Here is a 21,605-nt window from a genome sequence, read left to right as displayed (position 1 = left end):
GCTCAGGACTTTACGGCGCCGGAGAGCAGGTCGAGGCTCCAGAAGCGCTGGATGACGAGGAACAGGGCGATGAGCGGGACGACGGCGAGGAGCGCGCCGGTGATCACGAGGTTGTAGAGGGAGGGCTGGCTCGCGCCCTGCTTGAGCAGGGTGAACAGGCCGACGGTCATGGGGAACTTCTCGTCGTCGCCGAGCATGATGAACGGCAGCAGGAAGTTGTTCCAGATGGCGACGAACTGGAAGAGGAAGATCGTCACCAGGCCCGGGGACATCATCGGGACGGCGACGCGCAGGAAGATCCGCCACTCCCCCGCACCGTCCACGCGGCCCGCCTCGACGAGCTCCATGGGGATGGCGGCCTCGGCGTAGATGCGGCCGAGGTAGACGCCGTACGGGGAGAGGACCAGCGGCAGCAGCACGGAGGCGTACGTGTCCGTCAGGTCGGCCCCGGCCATGAGCAGGTACTGCGGGATGGCGAGGATGACCGGGGGCATGAGGACGCCGGTGAGCATGATGTTGAAGAAGGCCTCGCGGCCGCGGAAGCGGTAGACGGCGAGGGCGTATCCGGCGAACGCGGAGACGACGGTGGACAGGACGGCGCCGAGTCCCGCGTAGAGGACGGAGTTGCCCATCCAGCGCCAGTAGATGCCCTCCCGGTAGGCGGTGAGGTCGGAGACGTTGTCGCCGAGGCCGTTGCCGGGGAGGAAGGTGAAGGTGGAGAAGAGGTCGGAGGCCGGCTTGGTGGCGGCGACCAGGACCCAGGCGACGGGCAGCAGGCAGTACAGCGCGCCCAGGACGAGGGCTGCCGTGGGCAGGAGGGCGGTGCGCCGCGGGGCGGGAGGGCCCTGCGGGACGCCGGGGGTGGTGCCGGCGGCCGGGGCGTCCTTGCGGACGGTCGGGGAGGCGAGCCCGGTCATCGGGTTGCTCCTTGTGTGGTGCGGCGGTTGGAGATCCTGAGGAGCGCGAAGGAGAGCGCGAAGGTGGCGAGGGCGAGCACGACGGCGGTGGCCGAGGCGGCGTAGATGTTCCCGCCGGTGAACGCGTCGCTGTAGACCTTCATGAGGGGGCTCCAGGTGCTCGGGATGCCGTTGGTGAGCGGCTTGAGCGTCATGGGCTCGTTGAAGACCTGGAGGGTCGCGATGATCGAGAAGAAGAAGGTGAGCACCAGCGAGGGGACCACCATCGGGATCTTGATGCGGAGCGCGATCTGGAGCTCGGAGCAGCCGTCGAGCTTGGCGGCCTCGTACACCTCGGCGGGCAGGGAGCGCAGCGCGGTGTAGATGACGATCATGTTGAAGCCGGTACCGCCCCAGACGGCGATGTTCGACATCGCGAGGTAGAGCGGTCCGCCGTCCATGAGGTCGGGCTGCGGCAGTCCGGCCTTCTCCAGGAGGAAGAGGAACGGGCTGACGTCCGGGAGGTAGAGGAAGCCCCAGAGGACGGCCGCGATGACGCCGGGGACGGCGTACGGCAGGAAGATCGCGAGCCGGGCGAAGGAGCGGCCCCGGACGCGCTCGGAGTCGAGCAGGAGCGCGAAGAACAGTGCCAGGCCGAGCATCACGGGGACGACGATCGCACCGTAGCCGAGGACGCGCAGGGCGCTGCCGAGGAGTTCGGAGTCGGTGAGGGCGGAGGTGTAGTTCTCCAGGCCGGCCCAGACCTCGGTCTTGGCACCCTTGCCGAGGCCGAGTCCCTTGATCCGGACCTTGTGGAAGCTGAGCCAGAGGGCGTAGCCGATGGGCAGGGCGAAGAAGAGGACGAAGAGGACGCCTGCGGGGAGGAGGAAGCCGTACGGGGCCGCCTTGACCCCGTACGACCTGCGTGCGCCCTTGGGGGGCTGTGTCACTTGGCGACCTCGAAGCCCTGCTTCGACAGGTCGGCGACGGTGGCCGTCCGGACCTTGGCGAGGGCGGCGTCGAAGCCGGACTTCGCCTTGGCGGCCTTGCCGAACTCGTCCTTGAAGGACGTGTAGGCGACGTTCACGTTGGGGCCCCAGGCGGCCGGTGCGGTGGTCTTCGCTATCTCGGCGGCGCGAGTGTAGAAGTCGGCCTGGTTCGGGAAGAAGGCGGGGGCCTGCGCGAGGGCGCCGCTGGTCTGGGCGGCGGTGGCGGCCGGGTAGATGCCGCTTTCCCTGACCAGGGCCTCCAGGGCCTTGGGGTCGGTGTTCAGCCAGGTGGCGAACTTCGCGGCGGCCTCCTTGTGCTTGGAGTCGGTGGTGACGGCCGTGGAGGAGCCGCCCCAGCTGCCGGTGGCGTTCTCGCCCTTGTTCCACTGCGGGAGCGGGGCCATGGCCCACTTGCCCTTGGTGTCGGGAGCGGCGGTGGTCAGGGTGCCGGGGGCCCACACGGCGCTGACCCAGGCGAGCTGCTCGCCGGTGTTGAGGGCCTTGTTCCAGGCGGGCGTGTACATCGGCTGGTTGTCGACGGCGCCCTCGGCGACCAGGCCGCCCCAGAAGTCGGTGACCTTCCGGGTGGCGGGGTCGTCGATGCCGACCTTCCAGGTGTCGCCCTCGAAGGTCCACCACTTGGCGCCGGCCTGCTGGGAGAGGCCGGCGAAGAGGCCGGCGTCGTTGGCGGAGAAGGTGGTCAGGGCCTTCTTCGGCGCCTTCTTCTTGAGGGCGCGGGCGGTCTCGGCGAACTCGTCCCACGTGGTGGGGACGGTCAGGCCGTACTGCTTGAAGAGGTCCTCGCGGTAGAAGAACATCAACGGGCCGGAGTCCTGCGGCAGCGCGTAGACGGCCTCGCCGCCGAAGGTGGTCTGCTGCCAGATGCCCGGGGCGAACTCGTCCTTGACGCCCTGGACCTCGGGAGCGATGTCCGCGAGGGCGTCGTTGGAGACCAGGGTCGGCAGCGCCTGGTACTCGGCCTGCACCAGGTCGGGACCCTTGTGGGCCTTCGTGGCGGTGATGATCTTGGTGACGAGGTCGTCGCCCGAGGCCTGCTTCTGCACCGTGACCTGGATGTCGGGGTGCTCGGCGTTCCAGAGGGCGGCGACCTTGTCCATGCCGGGCGCCCAGGCCCAGTAGGTGAGCTTGACGGGGCCGGAACCCGCGCCCGCCCCGTCGCCGGAGTCGGATCCACAGGCGGTGAGCGCGGTGGCGCCGACGAGGACGGCGGTGGCGGCGGCGAGGCCGCGGCGCGTGATGTGGGGCATGGGGTTGTTTCTCCCTGACCGAAAGGGGCCTCTTCCGCGGACGGAGGGCCGGCCATGCATCTGTGAGCGTTCACAGTAGAGAAATGTTCCGGACACTTGTCAATGGTTGTTCATGTGCGGTTATGTTGCGTTGCCGCATCGAGACCCGGTGTGTGCACGTTCCCAGTGGAACGAAGCTTTCCTCGTTCGACGTCTCAGGAGATACTCATGTCGCAGACCACTCCCAAGGGCCTGCACCGGCTCGCGTTCGGCGGGGACTACAACCCCGAACAGTGGCCGGAAAGCGTCTGGCAGGAGGACGTCCGGCTCATGCGGGAGGCCGGCGTCACCATGGTGAGCGTCGGGATCTTCTCCTGGGCCCTCCTGGAACCGGAGCCGGGCCGCTACGACTTCGACTGGCTCGACCGGCTCCTCGACCTGCTCCACGAGCACGGCGTCCGGGTCGACCTGGGCACGCCGACCGTGGCGCCGCCCGCCTGGTTCTACCGCGCCCACCCGGAGGCCCTGCCCGTCACCGCCGAGGGAATCCGCTACTCGTACGGCTCCCGCGGGGCGATCTGCCACAGCTCCCCCGCCTACCGCGAGGCCGCCGCCCGGATCACCACCGAGCTGGCCCGCCGCTACGGCAGCCACCCCGCGCTCGCCCTCTGGCACGTCCACAACGAGTACGGCGTCCCCGTCAGCGCCTGCTACTGCGACAACTGCGCCGCCCACTTCCGCCGCTGGCTGGACCGGACGTACGGCTCGGTGGAGGCCGTGAACGAGGCCTGGGGCACCGCCTTCTGGGGACAGCGCTACGGCTCGTACGAGGAGATCGACCCGCCCCGGGTCACCCCCACCGTCGGCAACCCGGCCCAGCAGCTCGACTACCGCCGCTTCGCCGACACCACCCTCCGCGAGAACTTCCGGGCGGAACGGGACATCCTCCACGAGCTCGCGCCCGGCATCCCCGTCACCACCAACTTCATGACCGCCCTCAGCCAGTGCGACTCCCTCGACTACTGGGCCTGGGGCCGCGAGGTCGACCTCGTCACCAACGACCACTACCTGATCACCGACGGCCGCCGCACCCACGTCAACCTCGCCATGGCCGCCGACCTCACCCGCTCCGTCGCCGGCGGCGCGCCCTGGCTGCTGCTCGAACACTCCACGAGCGGCGTCAACTGGCAGCCGCGCAACCCGGCCAAGCGCCCCGGCGAGATGGCCCGCAACTCCCTCGCCCACGTCGCCCGCGGCTCCGAGGGCGCCATGTTCTTCCAGTGGCGCCAGTCCCGGCGCGGCGCCGAGAAGTTCCACTCCGCGATGGTCCCGCACGGCGGCACCGACACCCGGATCTGGCGCGAGGTCGTCGCGCTCGGCACCGGCCTGGACGCGCTCGCCGAGGTGCGCGGCACCCGGACCGTCCCCGACGTCGCCGTGCTCTGGGACTGGCACTCCTGGTGGGCGCAGGGCCTGGAGTGGCGGCCGAACGAGGCCCACGACGCCCGCGAGCGCGCCGACAGCTTCTACGAGACCCTCTACGACCGGCACCTCACCGTCGACTTCGCCCACCCCGAGGCCGACCTCTCGGCCTACCCGCTGGTCGTCGTGCCCGCGCTCTACCTCATGACCGAGGCCGCCGGACAGAACCTCCGCGAGTACGTCGAGAACGGCGGCACCCTCGTCGTCTCGTACTTCTCCGGCATCGTCGACGAGCACGACGCCGTGCACCCCGGGGCCTACCCCGGCGCCCTGCGGGACGTCCTCGGCCTGACCGTGGAGGAGTGGTCGCCGCTCCTCGACGACCGGCGGGTACGGATCGAGGGGCCGGACGGCGCCTCGCTCACCGGCGACGTGTGGACGGAGTTCGTCCGGCCGGGGGGCGCCGAGACCGTGTGGACGTACGCGGACGGGCCGGCCGCCGGCGGGCCCGCGGTCACCCGGAACCGGCTCGGCCGGGGCACCGCCTGGTACGTCTCCACCCGCCTCGACGCGGCCTCGCTCGACGCGATCGTCGCCGCCGCCTGCGAGGACGCCGGGGTCGCCCCCCGCGCCGCGCTCCCCCGGGACGTGGAGGTGGTGCGCCGCGCCGGGGAGGGCGGGCAGCAGTACCTCTTCGCGCTCAACCACTCCACCGAGGACGCCGTGGTGCCGCTCGACGGCACCGGGACGGAACTCCTCGCCGACGGCGCCCCCGTGGCCGGCGAGCTCACCGTCCCGGCCGGCGCCGTCAGGGTCGTACGCCTCGACGGCTGACCGCACCACGCCTCGACGCCCGACCGCATCACCCGCGACGCCCGACCGCACCATCCGCGACGCCCGGCCGCACCACTCCTCCCCCGGCCCTGCCGCCGGGGCCCCCGATCTCCCCGGGGGCGGCCCGCACCCGCTGCGCCGCCCCCGGGTGAGCCGTACCACCGCGAGGAACCACCGCACCACACCTCACATCCGCCACCGTCGAAAGGGACTCGACGATGCACCGCACCACTCCCAGAAGCCGCTTCCGTCTGCGCGCCGCGGCCGTCGCCGCCGCGCTGGGCGCCCTGCTCCTGGCCCCGCTGCCCGCCGCACAGGAGGCCGAGGCCGCCGCCACCCTCACCAACGCCGGGTTCGAGAGCGACGCCGCCGGGACCGCCACCCCGGCCGGCTGGTCCACCTACTCGGCCGCCGGCCAGAACGCGGCCTCGTTCACCGAGGCCGGGGGCCACAGCGGCGGCTACCGCCTCAGCCACTGGTCGGCCTCCGCGTACAAGGTGGAGACGTACCAGTACCTCTCCGGGCTCACCGACGGCACGTACACGCTGAGCGCCTGGGTGCGCTCGGGCGGCGGCCAGAACGCGGCCTACCTCGCCCTGCGCAACTGCGGCTCGGCGGAACAGCGCACCGACCTCCCGGTGACCTCGAACGGCGCCTGGATACGGCTCGTCACCTCCGTCAAGGTGGTCGGCGGCGGCTGCACCGTCAGCGTCAACTCCGATGCCAGGGCCGGGAACTGGCTGAACGTCGACGACCTCACCTTCACCTCCGGCACGACCGGGCTCGCGGTCAAGGGCGTCGACCTCTCGGCCCTCAAGAAGAACGAGGACCTCGGCGGCACCTACCGCACCGCCGCGGGCGTCAACGGTGACCCGGTCGCCATCCTGAAGAACGCGGGCGCGACCTACGGCCGCCTCAAGGTGTGGGTGAACCCGGCCGACGGCTACAACGACAAGGCGCGCGTCCTCGCCACCGCCAAGCGCATCAAGGCGCAGGGCATGAAGCTCCTCGTCGACTTCCACTACTCGGACGTCTGGGCCGATCCGGGCGCCCAGAGCAAGCCCGCCGCCTGGACGGGACACTCGTACTCCCAGCTGACCACGGACGTCTACAACCACACGTACGACGTCCTGAACGCCCTGAAGGCACAGGGCACCACGGCCGACATGGTGCAGATCGGCAACGAGATCAACACCGGCATGCTCTGGCCCGAGGGTTCCACGTCCAACTGGTCCCAGCTCGGCGGGCTGCTCAAGTCCGGCATCTCGGCGGCCAAGGCGGTCTCGTCGACCACGCAGATCGCCCTGCACCTCGCCAACGGCGGCGACAACACCCTCTACCGCACGTGGTTCGACAACGCGAAGGCGCAGGGCGTGAGTTACGACGTCATCGCCCTCTCCTTCTACGGCTACTGGCACGGCGCGCTCTCCGCGCTCCAGACCAACCTGGACGACATCTCGGCCCGTTACGGCAAGAAGGTCATGGTCGTCGAGACCGCGTACCCGTTCCGTCTCGACAGCGAGGACTCCCACGAGAACATCATCGACCTGTCGTCCGAGCTGATCCCCGGCTACCCGGCGAGCCCGGCCGGGCAGTCGGCCTGGCTGCGCGACATCATGAACGTCGTCGAGGCCGTGCCGAACGGCCGCGGCCTCGGCGTCGTCTACTGGGAGCCGGCCTGGACCGCCGTCGCGGGCAACGGCTGGGACCCGACCGACCCCTCGTCGGGCAACGCCTGGGAGAACCAGGCCCTGTTCGACTACGACAGCAGGCTGCTCCCCGCGGCGGGCTGGCTCGCCCACCGCTGACCGGCACACCATGAGGAAGGGGCGGGCCCGCGAACGGGCCCGCCCCTTCCGCCTGTCGTGCCTACCACTCGGCGAGCGAGCCGTCGTCCCTGCGCCAGGCCGGGTTGCGCCAGCGGTGACCCACCTCGGCCGCCCGCTCGACCGCCTTCGCGTCGACCTCGATCCCGAGGCCCGGCCCGGTCGGCAGGCCCACGTGCCCGTCCTCGTACCGGAAGACCGACGGGTCGACCAGGTAGTCGAGCAGGTCGGAGCCGGTGTTGTAGTGGATGCCGAGACTCTGCTCCTGGATCAGCAGGTTCGGCGCGGCGAAGCCGACCTGGAGGCAGGAGGCGAGCGCGATCGGGCCCAGCGGGCAGTGCGGGGCGAGGGAGACGTCGTACGCCTCCGCCATCGCGGCGATCCTGCGCACCTCCGAGATGCCGCCGGCGTGCGAGAGGTCCGGCTGCGCGACCGCGATGCCCTGGTCGAGGACCTTCTTGAAGTCCCAGCGGGAGTAGAGGCGTTCGCCGGTGGCTATCGGGACGGAGGTGGAGCGGACGACGTCGCCGATGTGGTCGCTCATCTCCGGGACGACCGGCTCCTCCACGAAGAAGGGCAGGTACGGCTCCAGGAGCGGCAGGACCCGGCGGGCCATCGGGGCGGTGAGCCGCCCGTGGAAGTCGATGGCGATGTCGAACTCGTCGCCGACGGCCTCCCGGATGGACGCGACCCGGTCCACGATGGCCTGGGTGGCGGCAGGGGTGTCGATGAGCCGCAGCTGCGCCGAGGCGTTCATCTTGATCGCGGTGAAGCCCTCGTTCTTACGGGCCAGGGCCTCGGAGGCGACCTCGTCGGGGCGGTCGCCGCCGATCCAGCTGTAGACGCGGGCGCGGTCGCGGACGTTGCCGCCGAGCAGCTGCCACACGGGCACGCCGAGGGCCTTGCCCGTGATGTCCCAGAGGGCCTGGTCGATGCCGGCGACGGCGCTGGAGAGGACCGGGCCGCCCCGGTAGAAGCCGCCCTTGGTGAGGACCTGCCAGTGGTCCTCGATCTTCATCGGGTCCTGGCCGATCAGGTGGTCGGAGAGCTCCTCGACGGCGGCGGCCACGGTGTGGGCGCGGCCCTCGACGACGGGCTCGCCCCAGCCGGTGACGCCCTCGTCGGTGTCGACGCGCAGGAAGCACCAGCGCGGGGCGACGAGGTAGGTGCGCAGGGAGGTGATCTTCACTTGGACTCCTTCTTCACGGTCCAGCCGCCGTCGACGACCAGGTTGGTTCCGGTGATGTAGGCGGCGTCGGCGGAGGCGAGGAACGCGACGGCGGACGCGACCTCCTCGGGGCGGCCGAGGCGGGCGAGGGCGGTGGCGTCGGCGGAGAGCCGGCGGCCCTCCTCGTCGACGTCGTTCCAGACGTCGGTGAGGATCGGTCCCGGCAGGACGGAGTTGAAGCGCACGTCGGGCCCGTACTCGACGGCGAACTGGCGGACCAGGGCGCACATGCCGCCCTTGGCGGCGGCGTAGGCGGGGTAGCCGGGCAGGCCGAAGTCGGCGTGGACGCTGGAGGTGGCGACGACGCTGCCGCGCTCGGCGCGCAGGTCGTCGAGGAAGGTGCGGGCCGCGAGGTAGAGGGCGCGGAGGTTGACGGCCATCTCCCGGTCCCAGGTGGCGACGGGGAGTTCGTGGGCGGCGGCGGGGGTGTGGGTGAAGGCGTTGCTGTGGAGGATGCCCACCGGGCCGAAGCGGGCGTGCGCCTGGGCGCGCAGGGCGGTCCAGTCCGCCTCGGAGGAGACGTCGCAGCGGACGTAGGCGGCTCGGCCGCCGTCGGCGCGGATGGCGGCGGCGACGGCCTCGCCGGCCTCGTCCGCGATGTCGGAGACGACCACGGCGGCGCCCTCGGCGGCGAGCCGGGCGGCACTGGCCGCTCCGATGCCCGAGGCCGCGCCGGTGACGACGGCGGTCTGTCCGGAGAAACGGTTCATGGCGTGGGTTCCTGGTGTTTCCGAGTGCGGGTACGAGAGGGAGCGGCGCGTCAGCGGGTGATGTCCTGGGCCGTGAGCAGGCCGAGTTCGGCACGGCACGGGAGGCCTTCCCAGTCGCCGGGGACCGAGACCGCGAAGGCCCCGCAGAGCGCGGCGAGGCGCAGCCGTTCCTCCACCGGCGAGCCGTCGAGGACGGCGGCGAGATAGCCGGAGACGAAGGCGTCACCCGCGCCGACGGGGTCGACGGCGGTGACGGGGACGGCGGGCCGGACGTGGAGGGCACCGTCTCCGGTGGCCACGAGGGCCCCTCGCGCGCCGAGTTTGAGCACGGCCTGCCCCGGCCCGAGCCGGGTCAGGGCGCGGGCCATCCGCTCGGGCTCGTCCTCGGGCACGTCGTCGGACACGAAGAGGGAGGCCTCCTCGGGTCCGGCGAAGACGATGTCGGCCTGCGGGAGGAGCCCTGCCAGCGCCTCGGCGGCGGCGGCGCGGCTCCAGAGGCGCTCGCGGTGGTTGACGTCGAAGGAGACGGTGACCCCGGCGGCGCGGGCGAGCGCGACGGCGCGGGCGACGGCGGCGCGGGCGGTGTCGCTCAACGCCGGGGTGATGCCGGTGACGTGCAGCACCCGCGCCCCGGTGATCTGTGCCTCGTCGAGGTCTCCGGGCGCGAGCCGGGATCCGGCGAGCCCGGCCCGGTAGTAGCTGACGCGGAGCCGGTCGGCGGTGCGGCGCTCACGGAGCATCAGGCCGGTGGGCGCCGCCGGGTCCGTACGGGCGGCGGACACGTCGACGTCCTCGGCGCGCAGTCCCGCGAGGACCATGGCACCGGCGGCGTCCTCGCCGACCCGGCCGGTCCAGGCGGCCCGGTGGCCGAGGCGGCTGACGCCGATGGCGACGGTCGCCTCGGCACCGGCCCAGCCGAGGCGGAGGGGGGCGCCCGTGGCGAGCGGTCCGGGTCCGGTGGCGGCGACGACCGCCATGGCCTCGCCGAGGGTGACGAGGGCGGGCGCGCTTCCGGGCGCGCTCCTGAGCGCGCTCCCGGCGGTGCTTCCGGCCGTACTTTCGGCGGTGCTTCCGGCCGTTCTTCCGGCCGTGCTTCCGGCCGTCATCGGGCTGTCACGTCCCGGCGTATCCCGTCGAGGAAGGCGGCGGCGCGCTCGGTCAGCGCGGCGAGGGAGCCGCCCTCGCAGGCGTCCCCGACGAGGGGGCCGCCGATGCCGAGCGCGGTGGCGCCGGCGGCGAGGTAGGCGGGGGCGTCCGCGGCACCGATGCCCCCCGTCGGTACGAGGGGGACGTCGGGGAGCGGGGCGCGGACGGCGCGGAGGTACTCGGGTCCGCCGGTGGCGGCGGGGAAGAGCTTCACCATGGTGGCGCCCGCCCGCCAGGCGGTGAGGATCTCGGTGGGGGTGTACGCGCCGGGCAGCACGGGGACGCCCAGGCGGACGGCCTCCGCGATGACCTCGGTGGAGGTGGTGGGGGTGATGAGGTAGGTGGCCCCGGCCTCGACGGCCGCCCGGGCCTCGGCGGGCGTGGTGACCGTACCGGCGCCGAGGGCGAGCCCGGGCGGGGCGTCGGCGGCGTACTCGCGCAGGGCGTCGAGCACGCCGGGGGTGGTGAGGGTGAACTCGGCGGCGCGGACCCCGGAGGCCAGGAGGGTGTCGGTGACTTCGGCGAAGCGGGTCGCGGAGGTGGAGCGGAGGATCGCGATGACGGGTGCGGCGGCGAGGGCGGCGCGGAGTCCGTCGGACGGGGCGGATCCGTCCGGCCGGCCGGCCGTCTGCTGAGGGGCGGTCATGGTGCGCTGCTTCTTCCTTGGTGCGGGGAGGGTGCGGCGGTGGGCCTGATCCGGAAGACAGGCCCACGGGTCAGCGGTCCGCGTACGGGGGCTGGGGCAGTCCGGTGGCGCCGGGGCGGCAGACGAACAGCCGTCCCGCGTCGGGCTCGGCGCGCCGCCGCTCCTCGTCGAGGCCCTCCGTCGCCGTCGTGATCACCAGGACGTCGAGGCCTGGTCCGGCGAAGGCACAACTGGTGACGTGCGAGGCGGGGACCTCCACGCGCGCGTGGAGGGTGCCGTCGGGGGTGAAGGCGAGAACCTCGCCGCCTCCCCACGAGGCGACCCAGACGCGCCCCTCGCTGTCGACGGTGAGGCCGTCCGGCACACCGCGGTCGAGGACCGCGAAGGGGCGGCGGTCGCTCAAGGTGCCCTTCTGCGTGTCGTAGGCGAAGGCGTCGACGCGGCCGGTGGGGCTGTCGGCGTAGTAGAGGCGGGTGCCGTCCGGGCTCCAGCCGAGGCCGTTGGAGATGGTGACGGAGTCGACGAGGGTGACGAGGCCCTCGCCGTCGAGGCGGTAGAGGGCGCCCGCGCCGGGGCTCTCGTCGTACGCCATGGTCCCGGCGAGGAGCCGGCCGGCGGGGTCGACGGCGGCGTCGTTCATCCGGCGCGGCAGGCCGTCCTCGGGGAGGACGGGGGCGGCGATCTCGACGGCCTCGGTGACCGGCCGGTCCTGCTCCAGGCGCAGGAAGGAGGTGCCCGCGGCGGCGAGCAGGGCTCCGGAGACACAGGGCAGGGCGGCGCCGACGGGGCGGTCGAACCGGAGCGTGACGACGGGGACGAGGTCGGGGTGTCCCTGCTCCTCGGTGAGCACGGCCCGGTGGACGAGGCCCTCGGGGATGTCCACCCAGAGCAGTTCCTGGCGCCGGGTGTCCCAGACGGGTCCTTCGGTCAGGCGTCCGGGCAGGGGGGAGCAGGGTACGGCCCTGAGGTGCTGCATCTGGCCTCCTCGGTCGGCGGGTGGTGCGCACTCGAAAAACTACGGGTTCGTCTAACGGTTGTAAATATTCCGCCCGCCGCTTCTTCCAACCCTTTGAATAAGATCGCGGGACGGGGCCCCATCCCGGGTCGTACCCACGGGGCCCCACCCGGGCCGTACCAGCGGAGGACAGCATCCATGATCAAGCGGACGTCGCAGGACATTCGCCGTCTCAACCGCTTCGAGGTCCTGCGGCGCTTCTACGCGGGATCCGACGCCGTCAGCCGTCAGGACCTCGCGGCCGCGACCGGCCTCTCCTTCGCCACCGTCGCCAACCTGACCTCCGAACTCCTGGAGGCCGGAGTGCTCGTCGAGGCGGGCCACGAGGACTCCAGCGGCGGCCGGCCCCGCGCGCGGCTCGCGGTCAACGCCGACCGGGGCGCGCTGGTCGGCGTCGACATCGCCGAGACCGCCGTCCACGCCGAACTCTTCGACCTGGCCCTGGAGGTCAGGCACTCCGTCGAACGCCCGCTCCCCCCGGGCGACGTCCGGCCCGCCGACGTCGTCGAGCGGCTCGCCGAGTGCGTCGAGGAACTGCTGCGCGTCTCCGGAGTGCCCCGCGCGCGCGTGCTCGGCGTGGGCGTCAGCGTGCCGGGCATGGTGGAGCACGAGGGCGGGGTCTCCTCCTTCTCGCCGTACTGGTCCTGGCACGAGGTGCCGCTGCGCGCCCTGCTCGACGAGCGCCTCGGGCTGCCGCTCCGGCTCGACAACCCGCTGCGGGCCAGTACCGTCGCCGAGCTGTGGTTCGGCGCCGGGCGGGAGGCGGACGACCTGGTGGTGCTCACCCTGCGGGCCGGTGTCGGCGCGGGGATCGCGATCGACGGCCAGCTCTACCGGGGGTTCACCAACAGCGCGGGCGAATGGGGCCACACCTGTCTCGCGATCGACGGCCGGCTCTGCACCTGCGGCAACCGGGGCTGCGTGGAGGCGTACGTCAGCACCCGGGGGATCGCTCGGACCTGGCGCGAGCTGGCGCCCGACGACGAGCGGGCGGCCGGTCCCGACGACGCGGCCACGGTCGCCGCCCTGGCGCGCGCGGTGGCCGACGGGGACCCGACGGCCGACGAGGTCGTCGAGCGGACCGGCCGTCACCTGGGCGCGGCCGTGGCCAATCTGGTCAATCTGCTCAACCCCCGGGTCCTCGTCCTCGGCAACCAGGTCGTCGACCTGCTCGGCGAGCGCCTGCTGAGCGCCACGTACGAGGCGGTCACCCGGCACGCGCTGCCGCTGCCGCACGGGGCGGCGACCCTGCGGCGCAGCGCGGTCCCGCACAACGCGGTCACCCGGGGCGCGGCCGCCTTCGCCCTGGAGGGCTTCCTCGACGACCGGGAGGTCTTCGGGCCGGTCAGCCGGATGCGCCAGCCACGGGAGCGGAAGGACGGCGGGCGCGCGGCGGGCGCGGAGGGCCGACCGTGAGGGCCGGCCGAGGCGGAGGGCCGGCCCGAGGACCCGACCCGAGGGGCCGCCCCCCGGCAGCCGCCGCTCCGGTGGCGCGACGGGCGGCGTGACAGGCGGCGCGGCTCCGGCGGCCGCCAGGCCCGCACGGCAGCCGGGCGGACCTCCGAACCGCCCGGCCGTTCGCCACCCGCCACCCGCCGCCCAGGCGGGTCGCGCGCGGGGCCACAGGCCATCGGGTCGGAGGCCACCCACCGGAAGGCCGGTCACCGGGGCACCGGTCAGCCGGTCACCGGGCCGGCAGTCGGCGGGCCACCGGGACACCGGTCACCGACCCCCGCCCCTCCCCCTCCCCCTCCCCGCCTCAGCGGACAGCCCGGTGGCCGAGGCGCTCCGACAGCCGGTTCGCGCCCTGCACGGTGAGGGCGGTGAGTTCGTTCTCCCGGTCCTCGGTCCAGCGGTGCACCGGTACGGAGACCGAGAGCGCGGCGACCACCCGGCCGGAGCGGTCGCGGACCGGCGCGGCGACACAGCTGACGTCGGGGTTGGACTCCTGCTGCTCGACGGCGACGCCGAGGATCCGGATCTCCGCGAGCGCGGCCCGCAGCGCGTCCGGGTCGGTGAGGCTGCGGGGTGTCATACCGGTGAGCTCGCGCCCTTCGAACCGCTCGTCGAGCTCGGCCTCGGGGAGGGTGGCGAGCAGCATCTTGCCGACGGCGGTGCAGTGGGCGGGCAGCCGGCGGCCGGTCGCGGAGACCATCCGTACCGCGTGGGTGGAGTCGACCTTGGCTATGTAGATGACGTCCGTGTCCTCGAGGACGGCCACGTGGACGGTCTCGCCGCAGGTGTCGGCCACCTCGCGGGCGACCTGGTGGCCCTCGGCCGCGAGGTCGAGCTGCTCGGCGTACCGGCTGCCGAGCTGGTACGTGCGGACGCCGAGCCGGTAGCGGCCGGGCTGTTCCGTGACCGGCACGAGGTAGTGGCGTGCGGTCAGGGTGGTGACCAGCTCGTGGGTGGTGGTGCGCGGCAGCTGGAGCCTGCGGGTGATCTCCGGGGCGGAGAGCGTCCCGTCGCCCTCGAGGAAGAGTTCCAGTACGTCGAATGCCCTGGTCACCGCCGGAACGAGTCGTCCCATGAGTCCCCCACCTCGCTTCTGAGTGTTCGAAATATCGTTCCACGATCGAAATCGCGAACAGAGACTAGCGGCGCGCCCCTGACCCGGCAACGACTTGGCCGGGGCTCCGCCCGGGGTGGGCCGGGTGGACGCGCTCCCATTGACACCCCGGCGGGCCGCTGCCTACGGTCACGCCGGTCCACCGAACGCCATTCGGGAGCTCGAGCAACCCATCCGCGTCCGCCCCGGGAGAGCAACCACCGTGCGCATCACGGGAATCACCACTCATGCCGTCGGTACGCCCTGGCGCGATCCCGTCTACGTCCCGGTCCACACCGACGAGGGGCCGACCGGGGCCGGCGGGGCCCGGATGCCCGGCCGCACCGGCGGCCGGGAGAAGAGCCGGGAGAAGAGGCATCCGGAGTGAGTACCGGAACCGCCGCCCCGGGCCGCGCGATCCTCGTCGAACGGCCGGGCACCCACCGGCTGGTGCGGCGCGAGATCCCCGGGCCCGGCCCCGGAGAGGTCCGGGTCCGGGTCGCCGCCGCCGGGATCTGCATGAGCGACCGCGAGCTGTACGAGGGCCACCGGGCCCCGGGGTACGTCCGCTACCCGGTGGTCCCCGGCCACGAGTGGTCCGGCACCGTGGAGGCGGTCGGCCCCGGGACCGACCCCGCGCTCCTCGGCCGGCCGTGCGTCGCCGAGGGCTTCCGGACCTGCGGCCGGTGCGAGCGGTGCCGGTACGGGGAGACCAGTCTGTGCACGGCCGGGTACGCCGAGACCGGGTTCACCGAACCCGGCGCGTTCGCCGACCACCTTCTCGTACCCGCCCGGCTGCTCCACCCGCTGCCGGACGGGGTGGACCTCCGGGCCGCGGCCCTGCTCGAACCAGCCGCCGTCGTGGCCGCGGCGGTACGGGCCGGGCGGCCCCGCCCCGGGGAGCGGATCGCCGTGGTCGGCGCGGGGACGCTCGGTCTGCTCGCCGTCCAGTGGCTCGCCGCCTCCTCCCCCGCCGAGCTCGCCGTCGTCGACCCGCGCGCCGAACGGGCGCGCAGGGCACTGGACTTCGGCGCGAGCCTGGCCCTCTCCCCGCGCGGGGCGGAGGGCGGGAGCGGGCGCTTCGACCTCGTCGTGGAGACCGCGGGGGCGCCCACCACGGCCGCCTCCTCCTGTCTGCTCGCCCGCCGGGGCGGGCGGGTGGTGCTCACCGGCATGTTCCCGGCGGGGGCCACCGGGATCGACCCGGTCCACCTGTCCGTCAGCCAGCTGGAGATCCGCAGCGTCTTCGGCGCCTCGTCCGCCGCCTGGGTCGACGCCGTGCGCGCCCTCTCCCTGGGACTGCTCGACCCGGCCCCGCTGATCACCCACGAGTTCCCGCTCGAACGGTTCGGCGAGGCGCTCGCCCTGGTGGGCGGCGGCGACCCGGACACGGGCAAGGTCCTCCTGCGCCCCTGAGCCGGGCGGCCGGGCGAACTCCGCCGCTTCCCCGTCGACTTGTCGGCGGACGCCCCCGATGTCGAAGCGCTTCGATCTTCTTGAGCCGTCTCTCTGGACACGTCAACACGGCCGCGTTACGGTCTCGCTGAGCTGCCGAAGCAATTGTTCGACGGCTTTCGACAGGTGGCGTCGAAGCGATTCACCTCAGTTCACGGCCCGCGGGGAGAACGGATGGTCACGCTTGCCGAGGTCGCCCGGCACGCCGGAGTGTCGGCCAGCACGGTGAGCTATGTCCTCAGCGGCAAGCGGCCCATCTCGGATCCCACCCGGCGGCGGGTGCGGGCCAGCATCGACCAGCTCGGCTACCAGCCCCACGCGGGCGCCCGCGCGCTCGCGAGCAGCCGCTCGCGGATCATCGCGCTGATGGTGCCGCTGCGCACCGACATGTACGTGCCGGTGATGCTGGAGATCGCGGTCGCCGTCGCCACCGCCGCCCGCGCCCACGGCTACGACGTGCTGCTCCTCACCGGCGAGGAGGGGCCGTCGGCGCTCCGCCGGGTCACCGGCAGCGGTCTCGCCGAGGCGGTCATCCTGATGGACGTCCAGCTCGACGACGAGCGGCTGCCGGTGCTGCGCGCCGCGGGGCCGCCGGCCGTCCTGGTCGGCATGCCCGCCGACCCCACCGGCCTGAACTGCGTCGACCTGGACTTCGCGGCGGCCGGAGCCTTGTGCGTGGAGCACCTGGCGCGCCTCGGGCACCGCGAGATCGCGGTGATCGGCGAGTCCCCGGGGGTCTACGCGCGGCATACGGGCTTCGCCGAGCGGACCCTGCGCGGGCTCCGTGAGCGGGCGGCCGAACTGGGCGTCCGGCTGCTGCACCGGCCGTGCGAGGGCGGCCACGACGCCGTGGCGGGCGTGCTCGCCCGGATCTTCGACGAACGTCCGGGGACCAGTGCCTTCGTCGTACAGAACGAGACGGCGGTCGAGCCGCTGCTCGCGCTGCTGCGGCGGACGGGCAGGGCCGTGCCCGAGGACGTGTCGGTGGTCGCGGTCTGCGCCGATCAGATCGCCGCCCAGGCCTCGGTGGCGCTGACCTCGGTGGCGATCCCGGCGCAGGAGCTGGGCCGGAGGGCGGTGGAGCGGCTCGTCGCGCGCCTGACCGGGCCGGAGGGGGCGGACGCCGTGGGGACCGAACTCCTCACGCCCGAACTCCTCACCCCCGAGCTGACCGTCCGCGACAGCTCGGGCCCACCGCCCGCGCCGCACGCACCGAGGGACTGACGGCCGCGCCGCACGCCCCGCACGCCCCGAGAAGCCGACGGCCCGCGCCGCCCCCCGCTCAGGAGCTGACGGTTCGCGCCGCTCCCGTTCAGGAGCTGACGGTTCGCGCCTCGCCCGCGCGCAGGGCGAGACGGGTCGCCCCCGCCGGGGTCCTGAGGTCGATCTCCGCGTCCCTTCCGGGGCGGAGGACGGCGCGGTACGCCCCCGGTGACCAGCTGAGGTCGAGCCGGGCGCCGAAGCGGGTCCGTACGCCCGTGAGGCGGCCGCGCGGGCAGCGGGCGGGCGGCGCGGGCAGCAGCACGAGCCGTCCGGGGGTGGACTGGACGAGGGCCTCGACGAGGAGCGCGGGCAGGGCATGGGCGGCGTCGGCGTTGTAGACGTCACGCCCCGGGTAGTGCGCGCTCATCAGGGAGTCGTGGAAGTAGTCGCCGGTGAGGACCCGGTCGAGGGCGGCGCCGGTGCGGGCCGCGTCCCGCAGCCGGGCGGCGACGAGACCGTGGTGGAGGTGGCCGTGGGCCGAGTCGTTCTCGCTGCCGCGGAGTTCGAGGGCGCGCCGGGCGGCCCTGGCCAGGGCGGGGGTGTCGTACGGGTTGATCTCGTCCAGCGGCCAGACCGGGTAGAGGTGGCTGAGGTGCCGGTGGTCGTAACGGTCGCCGAGTCCGGGCCAGGCCCATTCGGCGAGTGCCCCCTCGTCGTTGACCCGGTACTCCGGGAGCCGGTCGGCGAGCGCCCGCAGGCGGTCGGCGTCCCCGGCCGGCGCGCGGTCGGCGGCGGCACGCAGGGCGTGCCGGGCGGCGGCGATGTCCATGGTGGCGTTGACGGCTCCCCAGCTCCCTCCGCGCGGCCGGTTCTCCGGGGAGTAGGAGGGGACGACGGCGATCCGCCCGTCGGGTCCGGTGCGGGTGAGGAAGTCCTCGTAGAAGAGGGCGAGTTCGGCGAGGACCGCCGAGGTCCTCGGGTCCCGCCGTCCGTTCGCCTCCTCGTCGTCGAGGAGCGGCTTGAGGAGCCAGTCGGCGCCCGCGGTCCACAGGTGGAGGGGGTACTCGCGGCTGAAGTGGTACGTGTGTCCCGAGACGCCGTCCGTGTGGGAGGGGGCGACGACGCCCCGGGTGCCGAAGACGGCCTCGGCGTTCTCCCGCCAGTCGTCGACCTGTCCGTGGACGAGGGAGGCGTGGGCCGCCGTCACCTCCGGGAGGTCGGCGGCGACGGCGGACGCGGTCTGGAGGTTGAGGTTGGCGTTGGTGGTGAACGCCCCCGACCAGGCCGTGTCCCACTCCCCCGTCCAGAGTCCGGTGAGGCGGGGCGGATGCGTCCCGGAGGCGGACAGCAGGTGGTAGCGGCCCGCCGCGAAGAGGCGTTCGAGGAGGGCGGGGCTTTCCGGCCGGCGCAGGAGGGCCGAGCCGGGGAGGGCCCGCTCCGCCTCGTCGGCGCCGAGGTCGAGGGTGACGCGCCGGTAGGCGGCGGCGTGCCGGGCGGTGTGGCGGGCGAGCAGCCGGGCGTGGAGGGCGGCGAGGTCGCCGGAGGCCGGGCCGCCGGTGAGGGCCCGCAGGGCCGCCGTCTCCCGGGTCGTGTCGATGTCTCCGGCGTGGCTCCGCACCCGGGTGAGGAGCAGGAGCCGTCCCGCCCCTTCGACCCGCACGCCGGTGGCCGTGACCGTGGTGCGTCCGCCGTCGGTGAGCAGCAGGGTGAGGCCGGTGTAGCCGAGCGGGCTGTCCGGATAGCGGGCCCGCAGGGTGAGGACGGTCTCGCCGCGGGCGGTGGTGACGCCGCGTCCCGCGCCGAGGCCGGCGGGGACGCCGGGCAGCCGGTGGTCGAGGTCGATCTCGACGACGGGCCCCGGCGAGGTGACGTACTGGACGAGGACGTCGTCGGCACGGGAGACGAAGACCTCGCCGCGCCGCTCCCCGCACACGGAGCCGGCCACCCCGGTGGTGAAGTCCACGGACCGCCGCACGGGGAGGGCCGGGGTGCCGGGCGCGCTCCGCACGCGGGTCAGGAACCCGGGGTGGAAGGGCCGCACCCAGCGCAGCGGACGCCCGTCCGTGAACCGTTCGGCGGCTGTCGGGTCCCCCGCGAGCAGGGCGTCCTGGAGCGCGGGGAGCGCGGCGGCGAGCCGGGGCGGCTCGGTGTCGGCGGGCGGGTTGTTCGGCCGTACGAGGGTGTGGTGGGTGACGATCACCCGGTCGTCCACGGGGTCGCCGTGGACGAGGGCGCCGTGCCGGCCGTTGCCGACGAGGAAGGCGTCCTCCCAGCGGGTCGCGGGCGCGGGTTCCCAGGTGCCGTGGATCACGGAAGCTCCCCCGCCACGGAGTCCGGCCCGGCGTCCGGCACCGGGTCCGGCACGGGACCGTGCTCCGCGAGGACCGCCACTCCGTACCGCTCCAGCTTCACCGCCCCCTCCACGGTGGTTCCGGTGAGCAGTTCGTGGTGGCGGCCGGGCAGCGGCACCGTGACCGGGTCGTGTCCGTGGTGGAGGAGGAAGAGGAGGTCGCCGCGGCGGACGGCCTCGACGCCCCCGGGCAGACCGTCGAGGACGGGGCGGGCGCCGGCGCCGTGGGCCGCGGCGGCGAGGAGCGCGCGGAGGCCCTCGGCTTCGGGGAGGGTGGAGACGTACCAGGCACGGCCGTTGCGGAGGACGGCGGGCAGTCCGTCGAGTTCGCCGCCCCGGTAGACGGCGACGGTCTCGGCCCCGGGAGCGGGGGTGAGCTCCTCGGACCAGAGGGTGCCCCGGAAGGCGCCGTGGCGCTCGCCTCCGGCTCCGTCCGCGAGGGGGCCGCACTCCACGTGTTCGCCCTCGTCGAGGGGCCACCACTCCTGGAGGAGGTCGATGCCGAGGAGTTCCCTGAGCCGGGCGTCCATGCCGCCGGGGCGGACCCGGTCGTCCTGGTCGGCGATGCCGGTGAGGAAGCCGCAGACGAGGGTGCCGCCGCCGCGCACGTACGCGAGGAGGTTGTCGATCGCGGTGTCGTCGAGGAGGTAGAGGTGCGGGACGACCACGAGCCGGTGGGCGGTGAGGTCGTGGTGGGGGTGGGCGAAGGAGACGGGGAGGTGGGCGTCCCAGAGGGCGCGGTGCCAGGCGCGGACGATCTCGGCGTGGTCGACCCGGGTGGAGAGCGCCCCTTCCTGCGCGCCGGCCCACCAGGAGTTCCAGTCGTGCAGGACGGCGACGTCGGTGGTGACGCGGGTGCCCGCGACCCGGGGGCCGATCCGGGCGAGGTCCTCGCCGACGCGGACGGTCTCCTGGAAGACGCGGCCCCGCTCCCCCGCGTGGCCGAGCATCCCGGAGTGGAACTTCTCCGCTCCCTGCCGGGACTGGCGCCACTGGAAGTAGCAGACGGCGTCGGCGCCGCGGGCGACGGCCTGGAGGGCCCAGAGGCGGTTGAGCCCGTACGGCTTGGGGTGGTTGACGCCCCGCCAGTTGACCGCTCCGGCGGCCTGCTCCATGACCATCCACGGCCGGCCGCCCGCCTGGGAGCGGGTCAGGTCGCCGATCATCGCGTTGTACTGGCCGGCGGCCGGGTCCCGCGGGTCGGGGTAGACGTCGACGGAGACGAGGTCCTCCTCCGCCGCCCACGCCCAGCCGTCCTGGCCGGACCAGAACGGCATGAAGTTGGTGGTCACCGGGAGGTGCGGGGTGTGGCGGCGGACGATGTCGCGCTCGGCGCGGTAACACTCCAGGAGCTGGTCGGAGGTGTAGCGGCGGAAGTCGAGGACGTGCGCCGGGTTCCTCAGGTAGTGGGCGCGGCGGGGTGGCAGGACCTCGGCCCAGTCGCCGTACCGCTGGCTCCAGAAGTCGGTGCCCCAGGCGGTGTTGAGGGCGTCGAGGGTGCCGTGGCGGTCCTGGAGCCAGCGGCGGAAGGTGCGGGCGGCCTCGTCGCCCCAGTCGTGGGTGCAGTACTCGTTGTTGATGTGCCACATGGTGAGGGCCGGGTGGTGGGCGTAGCGGGCGGCGAGGTCCTCGGTGATCGCGGCCGCGTACCTCCGGTAGACCTCGCTGGAATGGGAGAAGTGCTGGCGCGAACCCCACCACTCGGTCCTGCCGTCCTCGTCGCGGGGGAGCGTCTCGGGGTGGAGGCGTCCCATCCAGGGCGGCGGCGAGGAGGTGGGGGTGGCGAGGACGACACCGATGCCGTTCTCGTGAGTGAGGTCCATGAGCCGGTCGAGCCAGCCGAACTCGCGGGCTCCCGGCGTCGGTTCGAGGCGTGACCAGGAGAAGACGCCGAGGGTGACGGAGCCGACGCCGGAGCGCCGCATGAGCCGGACGTCCTCCGCCCAGGTCTCCTCGGGCCACTGCTCGGGGTTCCAGTCGCCGCCGTACAGGATGCGGGGCGGGTGGCCGGGCGGCCGGGTCACGTCGTCGAGGCTCGGCATCGGACTCTCCGTAGAGGATGGGAGGGGGCGGGGGTCAGCCCTTGACGG

Annotated in this window: 16 protein-coding genes and 1 pseudogene; 6 read left to right on the top strand and 11 right to left on the bottom strand. The window is 73.7% G+C overall.

Annotation, left to right across the window (positions count from 1 at the left end):
* Positions 1 to 2 precede the first annotated feature (2 nt).
* From ACFWUY_RS23120 to ACFWUY_RS23110, 3 genes are read right to left on the bottom strand one after another with little or no spacing between them, the layout of a single operon-like run.
* Positions 3 to 917 (bottom strand): carbohydrate ABC transporter permease, encoded by a 915-nt coding sequence (locus ACFWUY_RS23120; RefSeq protein ID WP_384111897.1) that lies wholly within the window; start codon positions 915 to 917, stop codon positions 3 to 5.
* Positions 914 to 1,846, bottom strand: coding sequence for a carbohydrate ABC transporter permease (locus tag ACFWUY_RS23115; RefSeq protein WP_384111890.1), 933 nt, complete (start codon positions 1,844 to 1,846; stop codon positions 914 to 916). Before ACFWUY_RS23115 ends, ACFWUY_RS23120 begins: the two co-directional genes overlap by 4 nt.
* Positions 1,843 to 3,153 (bottom strand): ABC transporter substrate-binding protein, encoded by a 1,311-nt coding sequence (locus ACFWUY_RS23110; RefSeq protein WP_384111887.1) that lies wholly within the window; start codon positions 3,151 to 3,153, stop codon positions 1,843 to 1,845. The genes ACFWUY_RS23115 and ACFWUY_RS23110 overlap by 4 nt, the downstream gene beginning before the upstream one ends.
* Positions 3,154 to 3,360: 207 nt before the next feature.
* On the opposite strand from ACFWUY_RS23110, the gene ACFWUY_RS23105 reads away from it, so the two are divergent.
* A complete protein-coding gene (locus ACFWUY_RS23105) occupies positions 3,361 to 5,388 on the top strand; it encodes a beta-galactosidase (protein ID WP_384111884.1) in 2,028 nt (675 codons plus the stop codon).
* A gap of 218 nt (positions 5,389 to 5,606) precedes the next feature.
* Positions 5,607 to 7,196, top strand: a complete 1,590-nt coding sequence (locus tag ACFWUY_RS23100) for an arabinogalactan endo-beta-1,4-galactanase (protein WP_384111881.1) — start codon at positions 5,607 to 5,609, stop codon at positions 7,194 to 7,196.
* 61 nt (positions 7,197 to 7,257) lie between these two features.
* On the opposite strand, the gene dgoD is transcribed toward ACFWUY_RS23100, so the two are convergent.
* The 5 genes from dgoD to ACFWUY_RS23075 all read right to left on the bottom strand — a co-directional run bounded on the left by dgoD (position 7,258) and on the right by ACFWUY_RS23075 (position 11,920).
* Entirely contained in the window at positions 7,258 to 8,403 is a 1,146-nt protein-coding gene (dgoD, locus tag ACFWUY_RS23095) for a galactonate dehydratase (RefSeq protein WP_384111878.1), read from the bottom strand.
* Positions 8,400 to 9,152 (bottom strand): SDR family NAD(P)-dependent oxidoreductase, encoded by a 753-nt coding sequence (locus ACFWUY_RS23090; RefSeq protein ID WP_384111875.1) that lies wholly within the window; start codon positions 9,150 to 9,152, stop codon positions 8,400 to 8,402. The genes dgoD and ACFWUY_RS23090 overlap by 4 nt, the downstream gene beginning before the upstream one ends.
* Before the next feature lie 50 nt (positions 9,153 to 9,202).
* Positions 9,203 to 10,258, bottom strand: coding sequence for a sugar kinase (locus ACFWUY_RS23085; protein ID WP_384111872.1), 1,056 nt, complete (start codon positions 10,256 to 10,258; stop codon positions 9,203 to 9,205).
* Positions 10,255 to 10,944: a bifunctional 4-hydroxy-2-oxoglutarate aldolase/2-dehydro-3-deoxy-phosphogluconate aldolase gene (locus ACFWUY_RS23080; protein ID WP_384111869.1), complete on the bottom strand. Its 690-nt coding sequence runs from the start codon at positions 10,942 to 10,944 to the stop codon at positions 10,255 to 10,257. Before ACFWUY_RS23080 ends, ACFWUY_RS23085 begins: the two co-directional genes overlap by 4 nt.
* 70 nt (positions 10,945 to 11,014) lie before the next feature.
* Entirely contained in the window at positions 11,015 to 11,920 is a 906-nt protein-coding gene (locus tag ACFWUY_RS23075; protein WP_384111865.1) for an SMP-30/gluconolactonase/LRE family protein, read from the bottom strand.
* Between the two features lie 177 nt (positions 11,921 to 12,097).
* Here ACFWUY_RS23075 and ACFWUY_RS23070 point away from each other — a divergent pair, with 177 nt between their 5' ends.
* Positions 12,098 to 13,375 (top strand): ROK family protein, encoded by a 1,278-nt coding sequence (locus ACFWUY_RS23070; protein ID WP_384111861.1) that lies wholly within the window; start codon positions 12,098 to 12,100, stop codon positions 13,373 to 13,375.
* A gap of 343 nt (positions 13,376 to 13,718) precedes the next feature.
* Here ACFWUY_RS23070 and ACFWUY_RS23065 read toward each other — a convergent pair whose 3' ends face one another.
* Entirely contained in the window at positions 13,719 to 14,489 is a 771-nt protein-coding gene (locus tag ACFWUY_RS23065; RefSeq protein WP_384111858.1) for an IclR family transcriptional regulator, read from the bottom strand.
* A gap of 241 nt (positions 14,490 to 14,730) precedes the next feature.
* Here ACFWUY_RS23065 and ACFWUY_RS23060 point away from each other — a divergent pair.
* The 3 genes and pseudogenes from ACFWUY_RS23060 to ACFWUY_RS23050 form a co-directional block, all read left to right on the top strand.
* Positions 14,731 to 14,853: pseudogene (locus tag ACFWUY_RS23060) on the top strand (mandelate racemase/muconate lactonizing enzyme family protein); the annotation flags it as partial.
* Positions 14,854 to 14,891: 38 nt separating this feature from the next.
* Positions 14,892 to 15,923 (top strand): zinc-binding dehydrogenase, encoded by a 1,032-nt coding sequence (locus tag ACFWUY_RS23055; RefSeq protein WP_384111853.1) that lies wholly within the window; start codon positions 14,892 to 14,894, stop codon positions 15,921 to 15,923.
* Positions 15,924 to 16,136: 213 nt separating this feature from the next.
* Positions 16,137 to 17,186 (top strand): LacI family DNA-binding transcriptional regulator, encoded by a 1,050-nt coding sequence (locus tag ACFWUY_RS23050; protein WP_384111848.1) that lies wholly within the window; start codon positions 16,137 to 16,139, stop codon positions 17,184 to 17,186.
* Positions 17,187 to 17,274: 88 nt separating this feature from the next.
* Here ACFWUY_RS23050 and ACFWUY_RS23045 read toward each other — a convergent pair whose 3' ends face one another.
* Positions 17,275 to 19,476: a glycoside hydrolase N-terminal domain-containing protein gene (locus ACFWUY_RS23045; protein WP_384111842.1), complete on the bottom strand. Its 2,202-nt coding sequence runs from the start codon at positions 19,474 to 19,476 to the stop codon at positions 17,275 to 17,277.
* The gene (locus tag ACFWUY_RS23040) at positions 19,473 to 21,557 is read right to left on the bottom strand and encodes a beta-galactosidase (protein WP_384111839.1); all 2,085 of its coding nucleotides are present in this window, start codon (positions 21,555 to 21,557) and stop codon (positions 19,473 to 19,475) included. The genes ACFWUY_RS23045 and ACFWUY_RS23040 overlap by 4 nt, the downstream gene beginning before the upstream one ends.
* Positions 21,558 to 21,605: the final 48 nt, after the last annotated feature.

The organism is Streptomyces sp. NPDC058664 (genome assembly GCF_042716635.1).
Lineage (GTDB): Bacteria > Actinomycetota > Actinomycetes > Streptomycetales > Streptomycetaceae > Streptomyces.
The sequence above is the reverse complement of the archived record's forward strand: the minus strand, read 5'-3'. Positions and strand labels throughout refer to the sequence as shown.